This is a genomic window from Ilumatobacter sp., assembly GCF_049588435.1.
In the GTDB taxonomy this organism is placed as follows: Bacteria; Actinomycetota; Acidimicrobiia; order Acidimicrobiales; family Ilumatobacteraceae; genus Ilumatobacter_A.
This window is the reverse complement of sequence record NZ_JBAVYV010000525.1, coordinates 1-9,639: the sequence shown is the minus strand read 5'-3', so window position 1 is coordinate 9,639 and position 9,639 is coordinate 1. Positions and strand designations below refer to the sequence as shown.

Here is a 9,639-nt window from a genome sequence, read left to right as displayed (position 1 = left end):
CTTCTGGATCGTGTTCGTCATCGGTGGCGACGTCGCTCGTCGCCTTCACGATGGAATCGAAGGCGCGCACGAGACTCGCTGCGCGCTGCATGGTCACCGTGCGCAGTGCGTCGAGTCGGGAGTAGGGATCGCCTGGTCCGATGTGCGAGGTCATGCGGAGGTCCATCGTCACGATGCCTGGTCGAGTTTGGACGAGTGTGGGCGTCGGGGTCGAACGGCGTCGGCCTCCATCTCGACTCGTTCACGACCGGGATCGATACAGGAACGTTCACAGAGGGTCCCCAAGCTGATGATCTGGGTTCGATTCCGTCGGCCGCTCCACGCGAAGTCCCCGGTCAGAGCGTCTTTGGCCAGGGACTCTGTCGTTCACCGCCGATCGGACGATCGGCCGATGCACGGTGACTACCATCGTCGGCGTGGGGGTGAGCGTGATCGCGGTGTATCGACCCAAGCCCGGAATGCAGGGTGCTCTCGACGCAGAGATGGTCGGCCATGTCCCACTGCTCCGGCGACTGGGCCTGGCAACGGCAATGCCGTCGACGGTTCTCCGTGCCGGAGACGGCTCGATTCTCGAGCACTTCGAGTGGGTCGATCACGCGGCGATCGAGACGGCGCACTCTCATCCGGAGGTGTTGGCGATGTGGGAGCGATTTGGGGAGTGCTGCGACTTCGCGACGCTCGCCGACCTCCCCAACGCGTCGACCATGTTCGCCGAGTTCGAGTACGTCGACTCGTACTGAGCAGACAGCCCGGCTGGATCCGGTCGTCGGCGCCGGTCGATCGGGACCGTCGGTGCGTTACGACGCGGAAGGCTGTCGGTCGAGGAAGTCGACGACCGCAGCGCGGAAGGTGCCACGAGATGCCAACTCGTCGTGGATGAGGTGGCCTGCGCCCTCGACGACGAGCACCTCGGTGGCCGGTGAGATGCCAGCGTATGCTCGTGCGAGGTCGAGCGGGGCAGCGGCGTCGGGCTTCGCCGGGTCGGCACAGACCACGAGCGACGGCACCGCGAACGGCACGGTGGGATCGAGGAATGCCTCGACGTTCCCGGCGAGCACCGGGTCGAGCACCGATGCGTCGACACGCAACATCGATTCGGCCATCTGCGCGATGCCGTCGGCGTGCAGATTCTCACCGAATGTTCCTCCCGATGCAGATGGTGCGGCGGCGAGGATTCCCGCGAGGGTGTCGGCCGTGATCCCGGATGCCTGAAGTTGCGGGATCGACTCGCGCATCAGCCGGAACGCGTCGAGCAGCGAGTTGCCCTCGAGCGCACGGGACTTGCCGCCGCCGAGACCGAGTGGCGGATCCTCCATGATGGCGGCTCGGACGAGTTCGGGATGACGCTGCGCGAGCGCGGCCGCCGTGGCGCCGCCCAGCGAGTGACCCATCACGATCGCGGCCTGACCGGCGACCTGCTCGAGAGCGGCCACAGCGTCGCTGACGTATCCCGACGACGAGTACTGGTCGGCGGCGCGATCGGAATCACCATGGCCACGGAAGTCGAGCCGGAGCACCCGGAAGCGTTCGGCCAGGTCCGGAACGATCCAGTTCCAGCTTCCCGCGTACGACGTGATGCCGTGCAGCAGCAGGATCGGTGCGGCGGATGGACTCCCGTCCTGGGTCACGTTCAGTTCGATGGAGCCATTGCGGATCTTCACAGCCGGCACCATAGATCGCACAGCGGACGGTCAGCCACCCTGGCGGACGGCCGCTTCGACGCGGTCGCCGATCTGCTGATCGACGCTGCGCCAGTACTCGAACGCCCGGGCCAGGACCGGCTCGCTGACGCCGTCGAGCAGGTGCCCCGAGATGTTGTCGACCAGGCGATCACGCTCGGCGTCGTCCATCACGTCACGCACGAGTGTCCCGGCCTGTCCCCAGTCGTCGTCCTCGGCGTGCAACGTGTACGCGGCGCGGACGAAGTCGCCGTCGGCCGACCATGTGGCCACCTCGGGATAGCGCTCCGCAGCGGCGGCGGGTCCTCCATACGAGTTGGGCGCGTACACGGGGTCGCTGGCCTTGTCGATTCGCATCGCACCGCCCTTGCTGTAGCTGTGGACGGGACACTGCGGGGTGTTGACCGGGAGCTGCTGGTAGTTGACGCCGAGGCGGGCGCGGTGGGCGTCGGCGTAGGAGATCAGCCGTGCGAGCAGCATCTTGTCGGGGCTCGGTCCGATTCCGGGGACGAGGTTGTTCGGCTGAAAGGCCGCCTGCTCGATCTCGGAGTGGTAGTCGGTCGGATTCCGGTCCAGAGTCATCGTGCCGACCTCGTGGAGCGGGTAGTCCGAGTGCGGCCACACCTTGGTCAGGTCGAACGGGTTGAACCGATAGTCGGCCGCATCGTCGAACGGCATCACCTGGACCTTCAGCGTCCATGACGGGTGGTCGCCACTCTTGATCGAGTCGAACAGATCGCGACGGTGGTAGTCGGCATCTGCTCCAGCCAGCCGGTCTGCTTCGTCCTGGGACAGGAAATCGATGCCCTGATCGGTCTTGAAGTGGTACTTGACCCAGGAGCGTCGGCCCTCGGCGTTCACCCACATGTAGGTGTGGCTGGAGTAGCCGTTCATCTGCCGCCACGACTTGGGGATGCCGCGGTCGCCCATCAGCCACGTGACCTGGTGCGCTGACTCCGGTGAGAGCGTCCAGAAATCCCACTGCATGTCGTGGTCGCGGAGCCCGTTGTCGGCGCGCCGCTTCTGGGAGTGGATGAAATGCTGGAACTTCATCCCATCGCGCACGAAGAAGACCGGCGTGTTGTTGCCGACCATGTCGTAGTTGCCGTCGGATGTGTAGAACTTGAGCGCGAAGCCGCGCGGATCGCGCCACGTGTCGGGCGAGCCGGATTCACCGGCCACGGTCGAGAAGCGGGCGAGCATGTCGGTCGTCGTCCCGGGCTGGAACACCGCTGCCTTCGTCCACTTCGACACGTCCCGGGTCACCTCGAAGCGACCGAACGCCCCGCCGCCCTTGGCGTGGGGCTGGCGATCCGGGATCATCTCGCGGTTGAACGAGGCCATCTGCTCCATCAGGTAGTGGTCGTGGAACAGAATCGGCCCGTCGGGACCCACGGTCAGCGAGTGCTCGTCGCTCGAGATAGGGACCCCGGCATCGGTCGTCGTGTGCGGGGCGGTGCCCTGTGGGGTGATGGTGGTGGTGGTGGTGGTGGTGGTGGTGGAATCGGTCATGGTCGTCACCTTTCGTGCGCGGCGGGAGGCGGACTGGGCCGCTCCGACCCGAGTACCCCGACACCGCTGGCTCAAACGTGGCGACACGGTGCGCCGTCGGCGATGATCGACCACCGACAGCCGTCGGACCGTCGATCAGGTGTTGCGCCTCCACGGTCGATCGGCGTCGAACACGTGGAGGTCGAACTCCTCCGACAGCTCCTCGAACACACGAATTCCGCGCACGCTGTTGCCGTGCGCGTCGAGGCGCGGCGAGTAGACGGCGATCCCGCCGACGTCCGGGATCATGCCGACGATGCCGCCGCCCACACCGCTCTTCGCCGGGATCCCGACGGTGTATGCCCACTCGCCCGCGTAGTCATACATCCCGCAGGTCAGCGCAACCGTCAACATGTCCCGCGACACCTGAGGAGCGACGACCTGCTGGCCCGTCATGGGATGTACGCCGTGATTCGCGATCGCTGCGCCGATCACCGCGAGGTCGACGGCCGTGACCAGGATCGAACACTGCATGAAGTACAGATCAAGCGTCTCCTCGACACGGTCGGTGATGATCCCCTCGTTCAGCAGCAGGTAGCCGATCGCTCGGTTCCGGTTTCCGGCGACCGTCTCCGACGCGAGTACGGCTTCGTCGACCTCGGGACGTCGGCCGAGATAGCGCTCGAACAGTGCCAACACGACCTCTCGCCGCGCAGCAAGATCGTCGCCCTCGACCATGCTGGCGATGGCGATCGCACCGGAATTCACCATCGGATTCGGCGCTCGGCGGTGCGCTTCGTCGAGTTTGATCGAGTTGAACGGATCGCCGGTCGGCGCCACTCCGGCTCGCTTCAGCACCTCGTCGCGGCCGTGGGTCTCGAGCGCCAGGCCATACATCAACAGCTTCGAGATCGACTGGATCGTGAACGTCTGATCGCAATCGCCCTCGTTCGCCGATCGGCCCGCCACGGTCATCGCGGCGATCGCAAAATGATCCGGATCGACCCTCGCGAGCTCCGGAATGTACGACGCCAACGCACCCTCGTCGAGCCCGTCGAGTCGCCCGTGAACATCACGACACACGTGCTTGAACCACTCGGCAGCTCGCTGATGATCATGGATCTCGGCCATGTCGGCGATCCTACGGAGCCGGCACTCGCGCCCTGGCACCCCCTCCGCTGATCAGAGGTCACGCCTGCTCAGGGTCCCTTTCGGCCGACGAAGGCGAAACGGGTGCGACGACGCCCGATGCATTAGTTTCGGGTGATGCCCGGTGTTCCCCTGCCCGAGTCGGTCGCGCGACGACCTCCGTTCTCGCTCGGCACCGAGGAACGGCGGCGCTGACGAATGGGAATCCGCCGCATCATCCGCTCGCGCTATCCCGACGTCAAGCGCGAGAACGCCCGCAGCGATGCCATGGCGGGTCTCGTGCTCGGGGTGGAGAGCGTGCCCGACGGCCTCGCCAGCGGACTGCTCGCCGGCGTCAATCCGGTCGCTGGTCTCTACGGCTACCTGTTCGGAATGGTCGGAGCGGCGTTCTTCACCAGCGCATCGTTCATGGCGGTGCAGGCAACCGGGGCGATGGCGATCATCGTCGCCGACGTCGACCTCGCCGGGCGAGACGACCCCGCCCGGTCGCTCTTCACGCTGTCGATCGTGACGGGCATCGTGATGATCGTCGCCGGCCTCCTCAAGCTCGGGACGGTCCTGCGGTTCGTGTCGAAAGCGGTCATGACCGGGTTCATCACGGCGGTCGGCATCAACATCATCCTCGGCCAACTGGACAACTTCACGGGCTACGACGCATCGGGAAACAACCGGGTCCTCCGCGCGTTCGACCTCCTCGGCCACATCTGGAAGATCGACCTCGCGACCACGGTGGTCGGAGTGGCGACGATCGTGCTCATCGTCGTCCTGCAGCGCACGGCGCTCGGCTCGCTCGGGCTGGTGGTCGCTGTCGTGATCGGATCGGGACTCGCCGCGATCTTCGACGCGTTCGGCAGCGGCGTTCAGGTCGTGAGCGACATCGCCGACGTGCCACGTGCCCTCCCCTTCGTCACGATGCCGGTGTTCGGGGAGATGGTCGGCTTTCTCGTGCCCGCCGCGTCGCTCGCCTTCGTCGGTCTCGTCCAGGGGGCCGGAATCTCCGCGGGGATCCCGAATCCCGACGGCACGTTCTCCGATGGGTCCACCGACTTCGTCGGCCAGGGTGCTGGCAACGTCGTCTCCGGGTTGTTCCAGGGAATGCCGGTCGGCGGTTCGATGTCCGCGAGCTCACTGGTCATCGCCGCCGGGGCGAAATCACGACTCGCATTGCTGATCTCCGGTGGCGTCATGGCGATCGTGATCCTGGCGTTCGGCGGCCTTGTCAATTACGTCGCGATGCCGGCTCTCGCCGGGCTGCTGATCGTCGTCGGGTACGGAACGATCAAGCCCGATCAGGTGATGTCGGTGGCAAAGACCGGCGTCGTCCAGTTGACCGTCATGTCGACGACGCTCGTGCTCACGATGCTGATCCCGCTGCAATACGCGGTGCTCGTCGGCGTCGGGATCGCCACGATCCTCCATGTCGTCAAGCAGTCCACGCGCCTCACGACCCGCCAGATCGAGATCACCGAGGACGGCCGCCTCCGCGAGTCCGAACCCGTCGACGACGTCCCACCCTCGTCGGTGATCGTGCTCCAGCCGTACGGGAGCGTGTTCTTCGCCACCGCCGCCGCTCTGGAGGAGCAGATGCCGTCGGTCACGCCCGACTCCCGCCACAGCGTGGTCATCCTCCGAACGCGCGGCTTCGATGAGATCGGCGCGACGCTGACCGAAGTGCTCGGCCGCTACATGAACGCGCTCAACGAGGTCGACAGCAAACTCGTGCTGGTCGCCGACAACCCACGCATTCGCCGCCAGCTCGAGGCGACGGGCGCGATGGACCAACTCCTCGAGGAGAACCTCTACGTCGGCACCGAGTGGTTGGGCGAAACCGTCATGCGCGCCCATGACGACGCACTGCGGTGGGTCGCAGAAGCCGATGCGAACGCGACGAGTGGCGACTCATCCCGGGGGGACACCGATGCACACGACGACGACTGACGGCACGCTTCGAACGCGCCGACGAGCGAAGCTCGGTCGCGGCCTCGCGGTCGCCGCCCTCCCACTGTTGTTCGCGACCGCTGCGTGTACCCGTGTCGCCGAACCCGACGCTTCCACTCCGGAGGATTCCACCCCTGCGACAGCCGCTGCGACATCGGCTGACACCGACCCCACCACGCCGACGGCACCCGACACGGAGCCAGCCGACACGAACCCGCCCGACACCTCAGGCGACACGTCGCCCGACACCGAGCCTGACACGACCGATCCCTCGACGCCCGGGAGCGACACCACCGATCCACTCGCCACGGAATCCATTCCTCCCGAGACGACCTCCTCCGATGGGTCCGACTCGGCGCCGGCCGACGACATCGACGATTCGAAGGACCCCACGGCGGTGACCATCGCCGGGATCATCGGGGCCGGCCTCCTCCTCTTGGTCGCCACCCTCTGGATGGTTCGGATGAACCGCTCCAACGACGACGAGCCCACGGTCGACGATGAGGTCGGTTCGTCCGATCTCGCCGACTGAACTGCCGCCCGGCGACGACCGCACAAGGCGAGACGCACGTTGGTGCCTGGCACCAACGTGCATCTGTGACGCGGGACGCGGCCGACCGTTGCGCGATGATCGTGCCGGTGAAGGAGAAGCGGCCGACGACGGGAAGCCGATTCGCCGCGATTCCCGGGCTCCAGCTCGTCGCCTCCTATCAGCGAGGCTGGCTGCGGGCGGATGTCCTCGGCGGGCTGACCCTGTGGGCGATGCTCGTTCCGCAGTCACTCGGATTCGCGGTGCTCGCAGGGATGCCGGCGGTCGTCGGTCTCTACGCGGCGATCGCCGCGATGCTGCTCTATTGGCTGTGGGGATCGTCACGGTTCCTCAACGTCGGTGCCGAGTCGACCGTTGCGATCATGCTCGCCACGATCCTGTCCGGCATGGCCGATCCGGGGTCAGACGAATACCTCGAGCTGGCGACGACGATGGCACTGCTCGTCGGACTCGTCCTCACGCTGGGGGGCATCTTCCGACTCGGCCGGATCGCCGACCTGCTGTCGCGTCCCGTCCTGGCCGGGTACGTGTTCGGGTCGGGCGTCCTGATCGTCACGAGCCAGCTCCAAGGGTTTCTCGGTACGTCGATCGACCCCGACCCGTACCTCACCGAGATCGGCGCCGTGGTCCGCAACATCGACGACACCCAGGTGACGAGCGTGGTCTTCGGTGTCGCCACGCTGATCGTGATGTTGGGGATGCGTCGATTCGTGCCGGCCGTCCCGGGCGCACTCGTCGCGGTCGCCGGCTCGATGCTCGTCGTCGGCGTGTTCGACATCGACGTCGCGGTGGTCGGGCAGTTCGACGGTGGACTGCCGATCCCCGGGATGCCGACGATCGAGTGGTCACAGTTCGTCGCACTGCTCGGCCCCGCCGTCGCGGTCGCACTGCTCGTCTACCCCGACAGCGTGCTCACCGCCCGATCGCTGACCTACGGCACGTCCGACCGAGTCGACGCGAACCGTGAGTTCTTCGGCGTCGGTGCCGCCAACATCGGTGCCGGCCTGCTCGGTGCCTTCCCCGTCAACGGCAGCCAATCGCGCAGCTTCGTGCTCGCCGATTCGGGAGCTCGTACGCAGGTCGCAAACCTGGCGGCCGCCGTCTTCGTCATCCTCACGCTCGTCCTGCTGGCCCCGGTGTTCGACTATCTGCCCGTTGCCACCCTCGCTGCGATCGTGATCGTGGCGGGTTTCGGCCTGTTCGATCCGGCCGAGTTCAGGGCGCTGTGGAAGTACCGACGAAGCGAGTTCTGGATGGCCGTGCTGACGGTGGCGGCCGTACTCGGACTCGGGATGCTCATCGGGATCGTCGTCGCGATCCTCCTGTCACTCCTCGCCATGGCGTTGCGGAGTGCCGCTCCCCACACCGCCGTGCTCGGCCAGATGCCCGACACCGACACCTATCGGGACATCGCCGATCATCCCGACGCGGTGACGTTCCCCGGTCTGCTGATCTATCGGTTCGATGCTCCGCTGTTCTTCGCCAACGCTCCGATGTTCCGCGACGATGTGATCGCGAAGGTGCAGGAACACCAGGCCACGACAGTCGTGCTCGACATGGAATCGATCCACGACATCGACAGCACCGGCGCGCAGGCGCTCGGTGAGGTGCTCGATGAACTCGACCGGCGAGGCATCACATTGGAACTCGCCCGCGTGAAGACCGAGGTCCGTGACGAACTCCACATCTCCGGTGTCGAGGCCCGCCTCGCACGATCGGGCATCTATCTCGAGATCGACGACGCCGTCGCACGATTCCTCGAACACGAACCCGACGACAGCGCCTGACAGCAGCGGCACCCGCACGTGCCCGGCCGAGAACCCTGAGAGTTGTCCAGATGCGCGTCGGTGCCCGGCACCGACGCGCATCGGACCCGGTTCGTCGGGCGGGGGCCGGTCCGGCGTACCCTCGACGCCGACCTCATGGACGTCGACGCCCACTCCCCCATTCCTCCCTGGCGACCCCGCCTCCTGCTGCGATGGCTCTGGCATCTGCTCGTCGACGTCGTCGACGAGTACCGACGTGACGGCGTCGGAGACGTGGCGGCGTCGATCACCTTCTGGACGATCCTGTCGATCCCGGCGGCGGCACTCTCGCTGATCAGCACGCTCAGCTCACTCGAGCGAGTCGTCGGTGAGTCCGTTGCCGATGACGTCCGGTCCTCAGTCGAGAACTTCGTGAGCAGCACCTTCGCCGACGATGCAGCGCTGAACGAGACCGTCACCGAGCTGTTCGACACACCGAGCCGCGGCATCGCCACCGTGGCGACGCTGTTCGCGCTGTTCACGCTGTCGAGGGCGTTCGCCGGAGTCATCCGAGCCCTCGACATCGCGTACGAGGTACGCGACGGTCGACCGTGGTGGTACGTGCGGATCGTCGCGATCGGCCTCGGGATCGGAACGATCGTCATCGTCGCAGTCGGGGCGACGGTCCTCGCCCTCCTGCCGTCGCTGCACCTCACCGGCATCACGCGTTGGCTGACCGCGCCGCTCGTGATCGGGGGCCTCATGCTCTGGACCGCCACGCTGTTCCACGTCGGTCCGAACCACACGACCCCGTGGCGCTACGACGTTCCCGGCGCAATCCTGACGACCCTCGGCTGGATCCTCGCCACCCAGGGGTTTGCGGTGTACGTCCGCTTCGTCCCGACCGCGAACAACATCCAGGCGAGCGTCGGCGCGATCCTGCTCGCACTCACACTCATGTACGTGTTGAGTGTGCTGCTCCTGCTCGGCGCCGAGTTGAACGACGTCATCGCCCGACGCGCCGGCGTGGTCCAGCAGTCGCCGGCGGTCACCACCCGCGCCCGCTCCGCCCTCGCCCGATGGCGCA

General features: G+C 66.6%; 8 protein-coding genes. 5 read left to right on the top strand and 3 right to left on the bottom strand.

Annotated elements, in window-relative coordinates:
• The first annotated feature begins 416 nt into the window (after window positions 1-416).
• Window positions 417-740 carry a hypothetical protein gene (locus tag WBV89_RS19790; protein ID WP_423983047.1) on the top strand — a complete coding sequence of 108 codons (324 nt, stop codon included), beginning with the start codon at window positions 417-419 and terminating at the stop codon, window positions 738-740.
• Window positions 741-797: 57 nt separating this feature from the next.
• Here WBV89_RS19790 and WBV89_RS19785 read toward each other — a convergent pair whose 3' ends face one another.
• From WBV89_RS19785 to glsA, 3 genes are all read right to left on the bottom strand, one after another.
• Window positions 798-1,661, bottom strand: a complete 864-nt coding sequence (locus tag WBV89_RS19785) for an alpha/beta fold hydrolase (RefSeq protein ID WP_423983046.1) — start codon at window positions 1,659-1,661, stop codon at window positions 798-800.
• A 30-nt stretch (window positions 1,662-1,691) separates the two neighbouring features.
• Window positions 1,692-3,191 carry a catalase gene (locus WBV89_RS19780; RefSeq protein WP_423983045.1) on the bottom strand — a complete coding sequence of 500 codons (1,500 nt, stop codon included), beginning with the start codon at window positions 3,189-3,191 and terminating at the stop codon, window positions 1,692-1,694.
• 135 nt (window positions 3,192-3,326) lie between these two features.
• The gene (glsA, locus tag WBV89_RS19775; protein ID WP_423983044.1) at window positions 3,327-4,301 is read right to left on the bottom strand and encodes a glutaminase A; all 975 of its coding nucleotides are present in this window, start codon (window positions 4,299-4,301) and stop codon (window positions 3,327-3,329) included.
• A gap of 216 nt (window positions 4,302-4,517) precedes the next feature.
• On the opposite strand from glsA, the gene WBV89_RS19770 reads away from it, so the two are divergent.
• The 4 genes from WBV89_RS19770 to WBV89_RS19755 form a co-directional block, all read left to right on the top strand.
• The gene (locus tag WBV89_RS19770) at window positions 4,518-6,257 is read left to right on the top strand and encodes a SulP family inorganic anion transporter (protein ID WP_423983043.1); all 1,740 of its coding nucleotides are present in this window, start codon (window positions 4,518-4,520) and stop codon (window positions 6,255-6,257) included.
• Entirely contained in the window at window positions 6,238-6,789 is a 552-nt protein-coding gene (locus WBV89_RS19765) for a hypothetical protein (RefSeq protein ID WP_423983042.1), read from the top strand. Before WBV89_RS19770 ends, WBV89_RS19765 begins: the two co-directional genes overlap by 20 nt.
• Before the next feature lie 95 nt (window positions 6,790-6,884).
• On the top strand, window positions 6,885-8,594 hold the full coding sequence (locus tag WBV89_RS19760) for a SulP family inorganic anion transporter (protein ID WP_423983041.1): 1,710 nt from the start codon (window positions 6,885-6,887) through the stop codon (window positions 8,592-8,594).
• 135 nt (window positions 8,595-8,729) lie between these two features.
• Window positions 8,730-9,639 (top strand): YihY/virulence factor BrkB family protein (locus WBV89_RS19755; protein WP_423983040.1); only part of this gene is annotated, 910 nt, incomplete at its 3' end.

What these genes read in the sequence shown, in the direction of transcription:
- WBV89_RS19780 (WP_423983045.1), bottom strand. Translation starts at nt 3,191, where the DNA reads ATGACCGATTCCACCACCACCACCACCACCACCACCACCATCACCCCA.
- glsA (WP_423983044.1), bottom strand. Translation starts at nt 4,301, where the DNA reads ATGGCCGAGATCCATGATCATCAGCGAGCTGCCGAGTGGTTCAAGCAC.
- WBV89_RS19770 (WP_423983043.1), top strand. Translation starts at nt 4,518, where the DNA reads ATGGGAATCCGCCGCATCATCCGCTCGCGCTATCCCGACGTCAAGCGC.
- WBV89_RS19765 (WP_423983042.1), top strand. Translation starts at nt 6,238, where the DNA reads ATGCACACGACGACGACTGACGGCACGCTTCGAACGCGCCGACGAGCG.
- WBV89_RS19760 (WP_423983041.1), top strand. Translation starts at nt 6,885, where the DNA reads ATGATCGTGCCGGTGAAGGAGAAGCGGCCGACGACGGGAAGCCGATTC.